The sequence below is a fragment of the Klebsiella sp. JN_Kp126 genome (genome assembly GCF_033843325.1).
GTDB classification, from domain to species: Bacteria; Pseudomonadota; Gammaproteobacteria; order Enterobacterales; family Enterobacteriaceae; genus Klebsiella; species Klebsiella michiganensis.
This window is the reverse complement of the sequence record NZ_JAWXQV010000087.1, coordinates 1-14,341: the sequence shown is the minus strand read 5'-3', so window position 1 is coordinate 14,341 and position 14,341 is coordinate 1. Positions and strand designations below refer to the sequence as shown.

Annotated in this window: 16 protein-coding genes; 3 read left to right on the top strand and 13 right to left on the bottom strand. The window is 55.9% G+C overall.

Annotated features, from left to right (window positions below; translation table 11 throughout):
* Window position 1: 1 nt before the first annotated feature.
* Together mdtN and SIK97_RS22420 are read right to left on the bottom strand one after the other, a co-directional pair.
* Window positions 2-1,030 carry a multidrug transporter subunit MdtN gene (gene mdtN / locus SIK97_RS22425; RefSeq protein WP_057173459.1) on the bottom strand — a complete coding sequence of 343 codons (1,029 nt, stop codon included), beginning with the start codon at window positions 1,028-1,030 and terminating at the stop codon, window positions 2-4.
* A 6-nt stretch (window positions 1,031-1,036) separates the two neighbouring features.
* Complete coding sequence (locus SIK97_RS22420; RefSeq protein WP_014226707.1) at window positions 1,037-1,309, bottom strand: YtcA family lipoprotein; 273 nt, start codon at window positions 1,307-1,309, stop codon at window positions 1,037-1,039.
* 269 nt (window positions 1,310-1,578) lie between these two features.
* Here SIK97_RS22420 and yjdI point away from each other — a divergent pair, with 269 nt between their 5' ends.
* Both yjdI and SIK97_RS22410 read left to right on the top strand, forming a co-directional pair.
* Window positions 1,579-1,809, top strand: coding sequence for a 4Fe-4S mono-cluster protein YjdI (gene yjdI, locus SIK97_RS22415; RefSeq protein WP_004134525.1), 231 nt, complete (start codon window positions 1,579-1,581; stop codon window positions 1,807-1,809).
* Between the two features lie 11 nt (window positions 1,810-1,820).
* A complete protein-coding gene (locus tag SIK97_RS22410; protein WP_014226706.1) occupies window positions 1,821-2,093 on the top strand; it encodes a GNAT family N-acetyltransferase in 273 nt (90 codons plus the stop codon).
* Between the two features lie 69 nt (window positions 2,094-2,162).
* On the opposite strand, the gene SIK97_RS22405 is transcribed toward SIK97_RS22410, so the two are convergent.
* From SIK97_RS22405 to SIK97_RS22355, 11 genes are all read right to left on the bottom strand, one after another.
* Entirely contained in the window at window positions 2,163-3,599 is a 1,437-nt protein-coding gene (locus SIK97_RS22405) for an EAL domain-containing protein (RefSeq protein WP_077254521.1), read from the bottom strand.
* A 28-nt stretch (window positions 3,600-3,627) separates the two neighbouring features.
* The gene (locus tag SIK97_RS22400) at window positions 3,628-4,590 is read right to left on the bottom strand and encodes a fimbrial protein (protein WP_077254509.1); all 963 of its coding nucleotides are present in this window, start codon (window positions 4,588-4,590) and stop codon (window positions 3,628-3,630) included.
* A 14-nt stretch (window positions 4,591-4,604) separates the two neighbouring features.
* Window positions 4,605-5,105, bottom strand: a complete 501-nt coding sequence (locus SIK97_RS22395; RefSeq protein ID WP_032751117.1) for a fimbrial protein — start codon at window positions 5,103-5,105, stop codon at window positions 4,605-4,607.
* A gap of 12 nt (window positions 5,106-5,117) precedes the next feature.
* On the bottom strand, window positions 5,118-5,648 hold the full coding sequence (locus SIK97_RS22390; RefSeq protein WP_032751115.1) for a fimbrial protein: 531 nt from the start codon (window positions 5,646-5,648) through the stop codon (window positions 5,118-5,120).
* Window positions 5,649-5,658: 10 nt separating this feature from the next.
* On the bottom strand, window positions 5,659-8,295 hold the full coding sequence (locus SIK97_RS22385; RefSeq protein WP_057173460.1) for a fimbrial biogenesis usher protein: 2,637 nt from the start codon (window positions 8,293-8,295) through the stop codon (window positions 5,659-5,661).
* 73 nt (window positions 8,296-8,368) lie between these two features.
* Entirely contained in the window at window positions 8,369-9,094 is a 726-nt protein-coding gene (locus tag SIK97_RS22380) for a fimbria/pilus periplasmic chaperone (RefSeq protein WP_032751947.1), read from the bottom strand.
* Between the two features lie 35 nt (window positions 9,095-9,129).
* The gene (locus SIK97_RS22375) at window positions 9,130-9,669 is read right to left on the bottom strand and encodes a fimbrial protein (protein ID WP_057173461.1); all 540 of its coding nucleotides are present in this window, start codon (window positions 9,667-9,669) and stop codon (window positions 9,130-9,132) included.
* Window positions 9,670-9,741: 72 nt separating this feature from the next.
* Window positions 9,742-10,287, bottom strand: coding sequence for a type 1 fimbrial major subunit FimA (gene fimA / locus SIK97_RS22370; RefSeq protein ID WP_004105373.1), 546 nt, complete (start codon window positions 10,285-10,287; stop codon window positions 9,742-9,744).
* A 464-nt stretch (window positions 10,288-10,751) separates the two neighbouring features.
* The gene (locus tag SIK97_RS22365) at window positions 10,752-11,378 is read right to left on the bottom strand and encodes a tyrosine-type DNA invertase (protein WP_057173462.1); all 627 of its coding nucleotides are present in this window, start codon (window positions 11,376-11,378) and stop codon (window positions 10,752-10,754) included.
* A gap of 440 nt (window positions 11,379-11,818) precedes the next feature.
* Window positions 11,819-12,424 carry a tyrosine-type DNA invertase gene (locus tag SIK97_RS22360; RefSeq protein ID WP_032751107.1) on the bottom strand — a complete coding sequence of 202 codons (606 nt, stop codon included), beginning with the start codon at window positions 12,422-12,424 and terminating at the stop codon, window positions 11,819-11,821.
* 539 nt (window positions 12,425-12,963) lie between these two features.
* The gene (locus SIK97_RS22355; protein ID WP_032751106.1) at window positions 12,964-13,575 is read right to left on the bottom strand and encodes a LysE family translocator; all 612 of its coding nucleotides are present in this window, start codon (window positions 13,573-13,575) and stop codon (window positions 12,964-12,966) included.
* Between the two features lie 149 nt (window positions 13,576-13,724).
* Here SIK97_RS22355 and SIK97_RS22350 point away from each other — a divergent pair, with 149 nt between their 5' ends.
* A complete protein-coding gene (locus tag SIK97_RS22350) occupies window positions 13,725-14,186 on the top strand; it encodes an Lrp/AsnC family transcriptional regulator (RefSeq protein ID WP_014226704.1) in 462 nt (153 codons plus the stop codon).
* The last annotated feature ends 155 nt before the right edge of the window (window positions 14,187-14,341 follow it).

The window sequence follows — 14,341 nt, the reverse complement described above, 5'->3', positions numbered from 1 at the left end:
CTTATTGCGGCTGCAGAACGGCGCTGGCGGAGGCGCCCATACGAAACAGGTTCGGGTCGGGGTCTTTAACGGCGATTTTGACCGGGAAGCGCTGGGAGACGTGGACCCAGTTGATACTCTTCTGGATCAACGGCAGGCCTTCAATCACGCTGCCGCCGTCGGGCAGAACGCCGGTGCCGACCGAGTCGACCACGCCCTCGAAGGCGCGACTGTGGTTGGTCATCACGGTGATTCTGGCCGGAACGCCGGGCCGCACGTTTTTTAAATCGGTTTCGCGGAAGTTCGCCACCACGTACCAGTGGTCGCCATCAAGCAGGGTAAAGACCGGCTTCAGGGCCGAGGCGTACTGGCCGATCGTGGTTTTCAGCGCCACCACCACGCCGTTAAACGGCGCGCGGACTTCGGTAAATTCGAGGTGCAGCTCGGCCAGCGCAATTTGCGCGAGGATGCCCGCCCGCTGCGCCACCATGGCATCGACGCCGGTCACGGCGGCGGAAGCCTGTTTGGCCTGCAGCAGGGTGGCTTCCAGCTCGGCGCGCGCCGCTTTTTCTGCCGTTCGCGCCTGATCAAGATCCTCCTGGGAGGCAAACCCTTGCGGTACCAGCGGCTCAAGGCGAATGCGTGAAGAGGTGGTTTGTTTAACCAGCGCCTTAGCCCGTTCAACGGCGGCGCTGACCGACTGCGCGTTATATTCCTGCGCTTTAATCGTGCGCTGGGTCAGCACGATCTGCGCATCAAGCGTGGTCAGGCGGGCTTTGGCATCATCAAGCATCGCCTGGTAGGGGCGCGGGTCGATGCGGAACAGCAGGTCGCCTTTTTTTACCCGCTGATTGTCGCGAATCGGCATCTCGACGATCCGCCCGCTCACTTCCGGCACCACGTCGATGGTGTCGGCATAGACATAGGCATCGTTGGTTTCCGGCGAGGTTTGCAGCTGCCAGATAACCAGAATCAGCGCCACGATAGCGGCGAGAACGAGCGCCAGCAGGGGCCATTTTTTGCGGATAACGCTTGAGCGGGATGAGGTCATAGGTATCTAGTTTACGAAGAGCAGGAACCACAGAATCGTGGCGAACAGGAACATCAGCGCCAGATAGCTGAAGACCAGCGGAGAAAATCGCGACTGCCATCCTTTACGCACAATCAGGATATGGCAGGGAATAAGTAACAGCGCGGCGCCTGTTAAGCAGAAAAACCAGCCCGGGAATGCGGCGCCTAATACCGGAATCGCCGGGGATAATGAGCAGCCGGAGAGCGTAAATAGCAAGAATAAGAGCGTAGGGCGCGGCAGCTTTACAATGCGATTCAAGACTGAATACCTGAGTGCTCGGGTTAAGGTGAAATGAGTGTAATCTCCCTACTGGGGAAATAAAAGATAGATATAACCGAAGCGTCTGTATTTCATCGATAAACAGAACATTTTCTTTGGATAACGAGTGCATAGAAAATCATTCATTCTGCATTAATGGCGTGAGGCCGCTGGAATATAAATTTCGCCCGTCGCCGATAGTCAGCGGTTGTTGGCAGGGCTATGCTTAGAGCCAAAGCTAAAAAAATAGTCAGAACTGAGGCAATGTCATGGATAAAGAACTACTGGAAGCGGGCTATCGCGCCTATACCGGCGAGAAAATCGATGTCTACTTTAACACCGATATCTGTCAGCACTCGGGTAACTGCGTGCGCGGTAGCGCGAAGCTTTTCAACCTGAAACGCAAACCGTGGATCGTCCCGGATGAAGTGGACGTGGCCACGGTGGTTAAGGTTATTGATACCTGCCCGAGCGGCGCACTAAAGTATCGTCAAAAATAAGCGAGGAAATGATGGAAATACTGGAAGGTCATAACAAGTTTTACGTCAATGACGCCGACGGGAAGCAGGTGGCGGAAATTGTTTTTGTACCCACGGGCGAGCACCTCAGCATTATTGAACACACCGACGTCGACCCCAGCCTGAAAGGTCAGGGGGTGGGGAAAAAGCTGGTGGCGAAAGTGGTGGAAAAAATGCGCGGCGAGCAGCGTAAAATTATACCGCTATGCCCGTTTGCTAAACATGAATTTGATAATACTCGCGAGTACGACGATATTCGCGCCTGAATAAATGCGCCAGCATGCTGGCGCAACAATTTTATCCTGTTGCGGTCGGCGACGTATTCTGGCGACTTTTCATCCGTCGATAAGGCTCAGGCCGCGGCCAGATAAAAGCCGATGGATAAGATCGTTTACGTTTTCTCGCTCCACCGGCGGCGAGATGAGATAACCCTGAAAACGGTCGATCCCCAGCGCTTTCAGCCGGTTGAATTTATCCAGACTGTCCACGCCTTCGGCAACACAGCGGCTACCGGTTAGCTGACAGTAGTAGAGCAGGCTTTTGATCAGGGCCAGGGCATGAGGATCGCGCTGCATGTCGTTGACGATGCTCATATCCAGCTTATAGGCGCTAAACCTGACCGATCGCACCGGAAACATGACGCTGCTTTGTGAAAAGCAGTCATCCAGCATAATGGTAAAGCCCTGCTTGCGTAGCCGGGAAATATTGTCGGCAATTTTACTCTGCAGGTTGAGATCCAGGGTTTCAGCAAATTCCAGTACCAGCCTCGAGGATAGATGGGGCTGACGCAGCTGCTGGCGCGCGGTCTCCACCATCCGGATCAGGTTGTCATTGCTGGCGATAGCGGCGGGAATATTGACCGAGAAATAAAACTCCCCGGAATGCTGATTGATATTCTCCACGGCCTCGCGAAGCACAAAGGCGGTCAACACCAGCCAGGCGTACGCGGAACGTATCTGCGGTAAAAACTCGCCCGGCAGCAGAACCTGTCCTTTTTGCCGCCAGCGACAGAGGATCTCTAATCCTTTTAGCTGCATCCGACCATCGGTGATGGGCTGGAATACCGGGAAAATTTGCCGACAGTGAATGGCGTGGACAAACTCGCGCTCGAAGGCGGAAAGCGCAGCATCCGGTTGGATATTCTGCCCTTTGGTCTGACTGCCGGGGAATCGGTTTGCCAGATGAGGATGATGTTCCACCATTTTTTTCAGTCCTGCCGTTCGCTGGTTATAAAGCGTTTTGTGGCTAATGCCGCGGCGCTTTGCCTGAGCGTTGACGCTGTATCCGCTGAGTAGACCGAGAATGGCATTCAGCTCCGGCCGGGTGAGCCCGCCAGGGATCTTTCCACCGAGGTGTATCTCTTCGTCGGCCAGCTGCTTAAGTGAAGGATATCTTTGCAAAATATAGTCCTGCAGCACTGCGGTCAGGCTGGGGACGGGTAGGTCCGAGGCGGCGGTGCGCACTTCGGCAAGCAAACGGTGATCGATGACCTGATGCAGCAGCGTATGCCACAGCCAGCTGGCCGGGCTGCGGCTGAGGATCAGCATTGGCAGCGGCGTCGCGGAATGTTCAAGAAACGCAGCGGCCTGCTGCAGGGTGGTGAGCAGCCTGGCCGGGGTTTCCGGCAGAAAAACGATAAGGCGGCGAATGCCCGCGTCGCCGGGAAGCGTCTGCGTATCCGACGGCAGCACAACGGGCCGCATGCCGCTGGCCATCATCACTTTGACTAACCCATCGGCGACTAGCGAGCAGGGCGAAAGGATATAGTCCACTCCCGCTCTGCCGCGCGCCGCGGGCGCGTTACTGGTAAACAAAGGTCACCCCAATAATGGATTGTACGTTGCCCGCAGTGACCTGGCCGCTGGTTCGCGCATAGGTTGCGGTGAGTCCGAGGTTGACCGCGGAGGTGCCCACGGTTCCCATAGAGACGGTACTGTTTGAGCGCAGAATGGTGCCATTGCGCAATAGCTGGACGCCTATCCCCTGGGCCGGTGAGGCGGAAGAGGTATTGGTGAAAACGCTGTTGGCGCTATCCGCCGTGGTGCCGGAGAGGTAAAAACCTATCTTTTGATTTTGCCCGCAGCGTACCGTGAGCGGAACAGCGGTCGAACCCGGGTACTCAGGCAGCGTTACCGTGACGTTGCGAGCGGAAACATCGCAGCCGCCCGTCGGGATAATCACGCTATTGTTGGCATAGATGTTCCAGGTAAATTTAGAGGTACGAACGTTACCGCCGCCGTTGATATCGGAACCCACCTGATACATCACCAGCGTGGCGATATGCGAGCCGGCGCTTATCGCCAGCCCGGAGGCGGTGGATATTGGCGTCAGGTAGAGCTGGGTATTCCAGCTGGTGTAGTTGCCGGAAGTAAAATTATGGCTGGCGGTCGGGGAGTTTAGCGGGAAGCTATAGCTAACCCCGTAGTACTTTAAAGAACCGGTAAAATTGGTCAGCAGGCCGCTATAGGCCGAGCCCTGTAGCATGCTTACCATGTCGTTGCGCCGGTCCGGCGCGTCATTTTTACAAAAAATCGAGCTGGATAAGTCGACGACCAGGTTCTGCCCCGCTCCGAGGCTTGGCTGCAGGTTAACGTAGACGTTGGATACTTTCCCACCGGTATCGCTGTTTAATATGGTGCCGGTGGAGTCGTAGCAGGTATAGGCCCTGACGCTGGTGGAAAAGCCCGCTAACACAAGCGCCAGCCACAGCGCCTTGACCAGCGCCATACGACATCTACGGGGAGCGGTAATCCGCTGATTCATAACGTTCTCCTGCCTTATAGCCAGGTGTAGGTGACGTTAATCACCGCCTGGATTGTTCCTTGCGTTGGTCCGCCGTTAACCGTCAGCGCCCTGACGCGCAATGGAAAGCGGGTGGATTGCGTGGCATCGTTGACGGCCACCGTTTTGCTTGTGCCGTTGTTAAACCGGGCGCCGCTGGTATCCTGCAGCTCCAGCTGGAGGTTGCCCGCGGTTCCCTGATTTTTGTAATAGCCCGTGCTGTCCGCCGTTCCGCTGAAGGTGGCGGTGACCCGCGAGGTGCCGACCGGACAGTTGCTGAGATCGAGGGTGACGTCATGCCAGCCTGATGCCGAGCCGGGTGAAAGCATGTTAAAGGTGTATAAATCACCAAGGTCAACGGTGGCCTTCGGCGTGGCGATGGTACAGGGTTTGGCCACCACTTTGCCGTTAACGGTAATGGTCACGTCGGCGGCGCGGGGGGCGCTGGCGAAGGCCATTATTACCGCCAGCAGCCAGGGTGCATGAGTCCATTTCATTTCAGCCTCCGGTTACTGAAATTCAAGCGTGAAGGTTGCGGTGGCATTAACGTGTCCTGCCGTAATCGGGACGCGCGCGGTCATCAGCCGGGCGTAAAAGTTAAGGGTGTTGGTCTGCCCGGGTTTCAGCGTTGTCCATGCGACGTTTGACGAGGGGGCGTTGAGTACCAGGGGCGCCCGGCTGCCGTTAAGGATCTGCACGCCGATGCCGGACGCTGCCGATACGCCACTGTCCAGCTTAAGCAGGCTGGTGTTGTCGCTATCCGCTATGCCGGTAAAGCCGACTTTGACCGCGGTGACGGAACCGCCGCAGGGCGACAGCACGATGCGAAACGGCACCAGCGGCGTGGTCGTGCCGACGGCATTAAACTGTTTGGCGGCGTTATTCATCAGATCGACGGTAAAATCTTTTGACTCGCCTGCGACGGCGCAGGTGTTATCCCTGACATATCCGCTAATCGTGATGGTGCTATCGGCGGCAGGGGTGCTGAAGGAGACCAGAGAGAGTATGGCGCCCAGCAAATACAGGTTTTTTCTCATCATCATGATTTCCTTAGCGGCACGCTGCCGACAGCTGGCTTAACGCCTTGTTCTGGCTTTCCGGCGGCAGGCTGTAGCTGGCCTCACAGCTGGCGTTCGGACCTTCGCCCCATTTCGCCCGCACCTTGCCCGCCAGCGGCATCCCGCTCAGATAGACCTGGCCGTTATCGGCGACGATGCTGCTGGTCTGGCTATCGACAGCGGCGGCTATGGCGCCAAAAGGAACCGGTTTACCGTTGTGGGTCAGCGTCATCAGCAGCTTCATGCCGACGCTGGCCTTAAATTCGGCGCGCGCAATCGCCCCGTGGGTGGGCACAATACTGACCACCGCATCATCAAGGTCGACGTTGTTGGCCAGCGTATTGGTGTCCAGCGCCACCCGGTTTTCCCGGTATTCGGTGGCGTAGGGCAGCACGGCGTAGCCGCGCCAGTCGGTCCGTACCCCGGTCTGGTTTTCTACCTTTACGCCATCCGCGCCGGGGGCTTTGATCAGCACGACCGTGTCGTTCATCGGCTGGCTCAGGGTGATGCCGTCAGCGTGGGCCAGCACGCCGCCGCTCAGGCCGTAGTAGAGCTGTTTGATACCGTCGCTGCGGCTGTAGCCGACGTTGGCGTTACCGTAGCCGCCGCGGTAGTTCAGCGCCGCGTATCCGGTGCCGCCGCTGTTGCCATCGCCGCCGCCGGCGTAGCCGGTCTGCATGCTGTAGCTCAGGTTGTTATCCTCCAGCAGCGTGCCGTACAGGCCGGCAAGGCTGGTGGTCCTGCCGTTCAGATCGTTGGACATGCTGTAGCTGGCGTTACCGTTTCTCCAGGCGGAGGTGCTGTCGGAGCGCATCCAGTGGCTGAATGGGATACTGATGTTGAGCGCCAGCATCTGGTCGCGCCCCTGCTGCCAGGCGTTTTTGGTCAGGCTGTAGCTCAGGGTCCAGTTGATATCGTCGACGGCAGCGTTAAGCCCGGCCTGGAGCTGCTGGTCGGCGCTGCTGGTTCCCCAGTAGGTCTGGTGGCTACCGCTCAGATAGAGCGTGGCGGTACGCCCCAGCTGCTGGGTGACGCTGAGCTGTATCTTGCCGCGCTTGTTGTACGCGAGGTTGTAGTAATCGGTGAACTTCGGCTTCATCTGCACCACGCCGTCCTGGGTCTCGACGTTGTAGCCGCTCATCCGGCTGTAGGTGGTGTCGGCGAAGCTGAAATAGCCGCGCGTCGAGTAGCGGTAGCCCACCAGCTGAATGTTGGTGCCGGTATCCGTCAGCGACTTGTTATAGAGGAAACGCACCGACTGCCCCTGATGCTCGCTGTCATCGGGCAGGGTGGCGTTGGCCTGGGTGATATCCAGCGACAGCGCCCCCAGTTGGCCCAGATTTTTGCCGACGCCGAGGTTAAAGGCGCGGTAGCGGTCCGCCAGCTGAGTGCCGCCGTACAGGGTCCAGCCCGCGGGAAGACCGCGCATTACGGTGCTCTGGAAGAACTTCGGTTTGTCCTGCCGATCGTTACCGCTGCGGTACTCTCCGGCGGTGACGGCATAGCGGGTATGGCCCTCGCGCTGGAGTACCGGAACGGACGAGTAAGGGACGGTGAAGACCTGGCTGCTGCCGTCGGCCTCTTTGATGGTCACCTGCAGGTCGCCGCCGTTGCCGGCAGAGTAGAGATCGTTGATGGTGAACGGGCCGGGCGGCACCGTGCTCTGGTAGATCTCATAGCCGTTCTGTTTGACCGATACCTGAGCGGTGCCGCGGGCAATGCCGTGGATAACCGGGGCAAACCCCTTCTGGCTGTCCGGCAGCATGTTGTCATCGGAGGCGAGCTGCGCGCCGCGGAAGTTAATGCCGTCGAAGACGTCGCCGTTGGTGTAGCTGTCGCCCAAGGTCAGACGCGAGCGCAACGCGGTGATGTCGCGCTCCAGCCAGGTATTGACGTGCTGCCACTTGTTTTCATTGGTCGACGAACTGCCGCTGCTGCTGTAGCTCCAGGTGGTGTTGTCGCGCAGGCGCCAGGCGCCGAGGTTCAGCCCGCTCTGCAGATTCAGGTACGCGTAGTTGCTGCTGCCGCCGATGTCGTTGTGGACGTTGTTGCCGGTGAAGTTGTAGTTCAGCAGCCCGGCGTTAATCCCGTGGTCCCAGAGCTCAGGCGGAATATAGCCGCGGGCGCGGTTGCCCATAAACGCCTGGGGTACGGTCAGGTACAGCCGCTGCAAGCCGACATCGAAGCGGGTAGTGGCGTCCTTAATGGTTTCGGTTAACGGTACGCAGGCATCGGATGCCAGAGCGCCGATCCCTTCAATGGATGTCGTGTTGACGCCCATCCCGGCCAGCTGCCCGCGCGTCAGGCAGGGGACCAGCGAGCGATCGTTTTCGCTGCTATTAAAAGTGATATCGCGGGTGGTCATAAACCCGTCATTGAGGTAAATATCGACGCGATAGGTTCCCGGAGGGACCTCCTGGCCGTTGGCAAATCCTGATAAGTCCGCCACGGCGGCAGGGTCATCCGCTAAAAAACGCGGATTAAAATAGAGCTCCGCCTGCACAGAAAAGATCGGTGCGGCAAGTAACAGAGCCAGCGAGATTTGAGCGAAAGCGCGCGCATTCCCCGACCCGTGGCTGCTTTTACGCCCGGAGCCCAGATCGTCGAGTCCATATTTCAGATGTGACATAGTCCCTCCGGTCCAAAGTCGCCCGGCTGTCAGTTCTTATTTTTATTTCCGGGAGAACGCGGTCTCCCGTCAGTTATTGCGTAGCGCCCTGCATCCGAGGAGTCAGCGCGCCGTAGTCGTTAATCGTCCGGTATGTAATCTCGCGACCGGCATCGGCGGGCAATTTAACGCTGGCTTCACCCATCGGCGGAACCAGCGCATTTTCCAGCACCCGGGTACCGGCGTTGAGTTCGGTGACCGTCAGGTAGTAGGGGGTGGGGTTGATCAGCGTAAGCGTCCCTGTGCCGCGGCGAAATTTCAACTTTTCCGCAGCCTGATCCGGCGGCAGCGCCAGCTTTGCCGGACGGTAATAGAGCTTGATGCGGCTGATGATCGCCAGCTGGAGAGTGTTGTCGCTGAGCTTTGATTTATCCATCGACGGGATCGCTTTGACGTTCATCCAGAACAGCGTTTCCCGATCCTGCGGCAGCTGGCCGTTGGTGGCATCAATGATGCGCAGGGTATTCTCTTTTTTTCCCTGCATGGCGAACAGCGGCGGGGTGATGACAAAGCGGCCGTCCTTCGCGCCGTCGGCATTCTCCACCCATGACTGAATCAAATAAGTGCTCTTTTCGTCGTTGTTGGTGACCGCCAGCTGAACCTGCTTTTGCCCGGCAGGATAGATGACGCGGGTCGCCCCCAGCGCCACGCCAGCCTCGGCGCGAGCGGTAAATCCCATGGCGGCTATCATCAGTGCTCCCGCCAGTAAACCGCGCGTTATCGCCAGTGTTGTTCTCACGTTTACCCCTTTTATCGTCACCGTCGTTTCCTGTTTTCGGTTCGTCTGCTGATTCATTACTGATAGGTCAGGGAGAACCAGGCCTGAGCGTTGGCCGCGCCTCCGGTGACCTGATGCCCTGTTGCCCGGTATTTCGCGACAAAATGCAATGTGGTTGGCCCGGTATACAATCTTGTCCAGGCGGCGGGAGGGCCGTTCAGTGGGATTGGATGGTCGTCTCTATCAAACAGAGCGACGCCCACGCCGGTCGCTATCCCCGGTCCTTCGCCCACCGAGAGCACGTCCGGGTTTTTACCATCGGCGACGCCGTGAAAGGCCACGCCAACGCGCTGGCTGACGGCGGTACTGCACTCCTGCAGGTGGATATTGAAGGGGACGGGGTTGGTGTCTTCTCCGACCGAATGAAACCGATTGCTGCTGATCTGCCCCATGTTGACCGTCATTTGCCGGTCGCCCGCTTCAACGCGGCAGGACTCGGCAATAATGATCCCCTGAAAGCGCATGTTTCCACCGGGCAGCGTGACGTTCCACTGGTTACCGGCCAGCGCCAGCGGCGGGAGCAAAAATATCAACAGACCTGACTTCATCCTTTGCATCGTTATCACCCGAATTCCGTTATGGATAACGGGCCTTCCTGGCCCGGCGCGCTTCCCTGCCTGATGAAAAAATTACTGGTACTGCACTTTAAAGGTGGCGTCAGCGTTAGCGGTACCGGCAGTGGCAGCGGCAGTCGCGTAGTAGCGAGCCTGGAACGGAATGATGTTAGTGCCATCGTTCAGGGTGGAAGCTGCGCCGAAGGTTGCGCCATCCAGCGCCAGCGGCGTACCGGTACGGTCAAGGATCTGCACGCCGACGTTAGTCGCGCTGCCTGCCGCAGAGCTTTGCAGCGCCAGTACGGTGGTGTTGGTGCTGTCAATCGCGGTGCCGGTGAAGGCGACGGAGGCCTTGGTGGCAACGGTGGTGTCACAATCGTTCAACTGGATATTGAAGCCGACAGCCGTGCTGGTGCTGCCCGCAGTCGCCAGTTTCGCCGAACGTACCTGGCCCATTGGAACGGTCTGATCGATTGAACCCGCGTCAATAGCGCAGGCTGCGTTGACGACTTCCCCTTTAAAATGCACCGTGCCGCCATTTACCGTGGTGTCGGCCAGCGCCGCCGCGGAGCTCAGAGACAGGGCTGACAGAACAACGATTGCCAGTGATTTGATTTTCATGTTGTTTTCCTTTGAACAATATCGGGATTACGAACCGATCTGGCCGTCATCATGACCTCCAGGTATTTCATGTTTCAGCCGATATATTCGGCTGCGGTTCTGCATGTTTTTCACCCAAAAAATGAGACATTTGGGGCCATTTTGACTCGTTGACGTAATTGACTGAAATTATGATTAGTTGATGGTTTATTTGGTTTTTTAATCTGTTTTTTCATTGTTTAACGACATAAAAAATCGATATCGTTAAGGCTTAATAAGCCATGGATGGCTATCGGCAACGCGTGGCCGGGAAGGTTGGGCAGCGGAAAGAAGGACGTTTCTGGAAAAGATTAAAAATAAAAAAACATTGTTAATCAATGTGATATTGGTTTTTACCCCCTGTTTGATGCATTCAATGGTTGCAAAAGGTTACGGAATATTTTTATGATGCACACAGTTTGGCCCCAATTGACCTGTTCGGTAAGCTATTTTCCCTTATTTATCAAATGCTTATTTTGCATTCTCTGATTTTGTAAATTCCACTCCATCAGGTTGTTGCGCTCCCAGAGTCCGGCGAATCGCGCGGCGTTGCTGGCCGTATAGCGTACGGTATGGCGAATGTTTCGATGGCCGAGGTAGTCCTGAATAAGGCGGGTGTCGGCCCCTCTCTCCGCCAGTTCGTAACCGCAGGCATGGCGCAGCATATGCGGGTGAGTATGGGTAGCCGTGCCAGCGTCTACGCCAGCGGTGCGGATGATGCGGTAAGCCTGCTGACGCGAAAGCGGAGTACCGCGTCGCGATATAAACAGCGCATCGGTTTTTTGCGCGCCTTTCCAGGCGCCGCGTACCTGACTCCAGCGCCTGATGGCGTCACATTCATCGGCCATCAGAGGATGTACGGTGGAGAATCCATTCTTCAGCCGTCGAATATTGATGCGGCCTTCGACAAGATCGAGGTCGCGATAGTGCAGATCGAGTAATTCGCTAATGCGCATACCATGACGAAAAGCGAGCAGGATTAGACAGTAATCCCGCTCTCCCGTTTGCCCGTGGCGGGCTGCCAGCATCATCGCCTGAACTTCTTTACCGGTAAGAAAACGACGTCGGTTCACAATAAATAACTCCTGATATGATCTTGAAAATTAACACGACCCTGCTGACCGCAGGGGGCGCTCACAAATAATCCGCAAGGTTAATCGCGTATTATATGAAGGGGCTTAAGCATAGTTGAATAATGACATTGTAGCGGCTGTGGGGCAGAATATTGCAGATGATAAATCTTATTCTTATAGATTTTATTGATGGCGACAACCTCTGCGCTGCGGTTCTTTTTCAGGTGCATAAAATTAAAAGGAAAAAAGCATGGTTGTGGTTATTTTAAACGGGAGGGAGTTGATGCATTTATATGCAGGGCCATGCCCGGGGTAATAAGATAAATCATCGTTGCGCTGTGAACTTGCCGGAACAATAATCATAAACACCGTATGGTTAATTTTTTTTAATGTTTACCGCTGCCTGACGGTTATTTTGACGCCCTCCCTGGCATCGAGCATTACGGCAGAACAGGGCTCCGCTGTCTATCTCTGCTTTCGTCCCAGATACCATAGAAACGGCCAGCGTTACTGGCGGTATACCATACGGTATGGCGAATGTTGCGGTGGCCCAGGTAGTCCTGGATAAGGCGGGTATCAATGCCCATATTGGCCAGGGCGAAGCCGCATGAATGACGGAGCATATGCGGATGAATTTCGAGCGATAGCCCGGCATTATCACCAGAGGCGGAAATAATCTGATAGAACTGCTGGCGAGACAAAGGATTACCTTTTCGTGATAGAAATAACCATTCGCTGTCGGACTGTGGGTACGAGGCGCGGATCTGTAGCCAGTTTTTTAATGCGCGGATTTCTTTATTTAGCAAAGGATGCGTTGTCGAGAATCCATTTTTAAGACGGTGAATATAGATGCATTTAGAACTAAGGTCGATATCGGAAATTTGCAGGCGGCATATTTCACTGGCGCGTAATCCGTGAATAAAACACAATAATGTCAGGCAATAATTGCGCGTGGCATGTGCACCACTGTTGGCCGCTTTGAGCAATGACTCTATTTCATTGTGAGTCAGGAAGTTCCTTTTTTTTAAAATAGCATTGCTTTTCATTGAGTTCCCTTTATTATACAGCCGGCGAGCGCACTTTTTGGCCATCATAAGATAATGATAAGATTCGGCTGCATGTACATTATTTATTGCTGCTGCTGGCAATATTTAAGCGATATGACTTCTTTTGGACAGGCAGTTCTTATTTTTATATATATATTCGGCATTGCGGTTTTGGGTAGGGCCCATATCCTGCTCATTCTTTTTCTCCTTAACTGGGTATGTAGCAGTATATAACTTCTAATAATGTTAACCATACTGCAAAAACCATCTTATGAATAGGGAAAACAGGAAGCGCAACAATTGTGGCGAGCGTTAAGAATTGTTTTATTTCATATGAGATAAACCTTAGCTGCCGCTAAGAGGGGGTATATCGGAGGGTTGCGTAGCCAAAAAATCTGGCTGATAAGGAAGCGAGAGACGCGCATTGGCTAATTTAGAGTGAGGTGATGACTAATGTAAAATAACCGTACAGCAATGCGTTTTTGCCGTAATAATGCCGTGGCGCGAACAGGACACGCGCTCGCGCCTTATATGGCAGGCTACCTCAGCTGCTCCAGAAACAGCAGGGCGGCTATGGCGACCATCATCACCCCGGAACCGATGCTGACCTTTTGCGCTATTTGAGGCCGGGTCGCTAACAGCGCTTTGGCGCCGTATCCGACCAGTAAATAGACCAGTGTGCAGGTGATAAGGTGAATACCGCCCAGCGCCGACATCTGCTGTGCGACCGACCAGCTTCCCTGGGGGTCGGTAAACTGCGGCAGGAGGGCCAGAAACAGAAGAAAGACTTTTGGATTCAGGCCGCTAATGCATAACCCCTTAATCGCCCAGCGATTCCAGCTGCCCGCGCTGTGCTGCTGGGTATCAGGCATCGGCGGATGGCGTAAAATAGCGATCCCCAGCCACATCAGATAGCCCGCGCCCAGCAGCGTGAGCGTCGATAGCGCCAGCGGATGATTGGCGATTAACACGCCGATTCCGGCGATGACGATCAGCGTGGCCAGCAGGTGGCCAGACATGAGCCCGGCGACGGCGGGTATCACGCGCCGTCCGTTGATCCCCGCGCTGATGGTATAGGCCCAGTCAGCGCCCGGCGTGATGATCAGCAGAAAGGAGACCAGCCAAAAGCTGACGATAAAGCTCATTTCCATGGACGGCTCACCTCTGCGTGCTGACGGCAATTTCTCATCATTTTCCCTCGTTAAGCGGCGGTTATTTGAGGGAAAGAATATCGAGTTTATTGCGCAATGAGCTTTCAATGTTATGCTTTAAGACGTTCTTCTGAGGGAAAATCTTCCAAATGGATAGCATCGATCGAAAAATTCTTGCTGAGCTACAGGCTGACGGACGGCTGTCGATAACCGAGCTGGCCGAGCGGGTGAATCTCAGCCTTTCGCCCTGTCATCGACGGCTGCGGACGCTGGAGCAAGAAGGGGTGATTACCGGCTATCGGGCTAATCTGGATCCGGCCAAAATGGGCTTTAACTTTTTGGCGATCGTCTTCGCGACGCTAAAAGAGGGCGATAAGAAAGCGGTAAGCGCGTTTGAGGAGGCGGTGGAAGAGATACCGCAAATCGTGCTGGCGCAGCGCCTGTTTGGCGATCCGGACTACCTGATGCACGTGGTAACCCGCGATCTCCCGGCGTTCCAGAAACTGTATGATGACAAACTCTCGGCAATGCCCGGCGTGCAGCACCTGCGGTCGACGCTGGTGATGAAAACGGTTGTGCAGGATCGCCCGTTTCCGCTCGGTAAGGGGTGATTATGCTACTCTGCGCTTTGCTCCCGGGGGCGGCGCAAAGCGCCTGCCCGGGCTACAGGTTAACAGCCGTCCACGGGCCGTTAGCCCGGACAGATGCGTAAGCATCGCCTCCGGGAAATTCAGCTACTCTGCGCTCTGCTCCCCGGTCGCGGCTA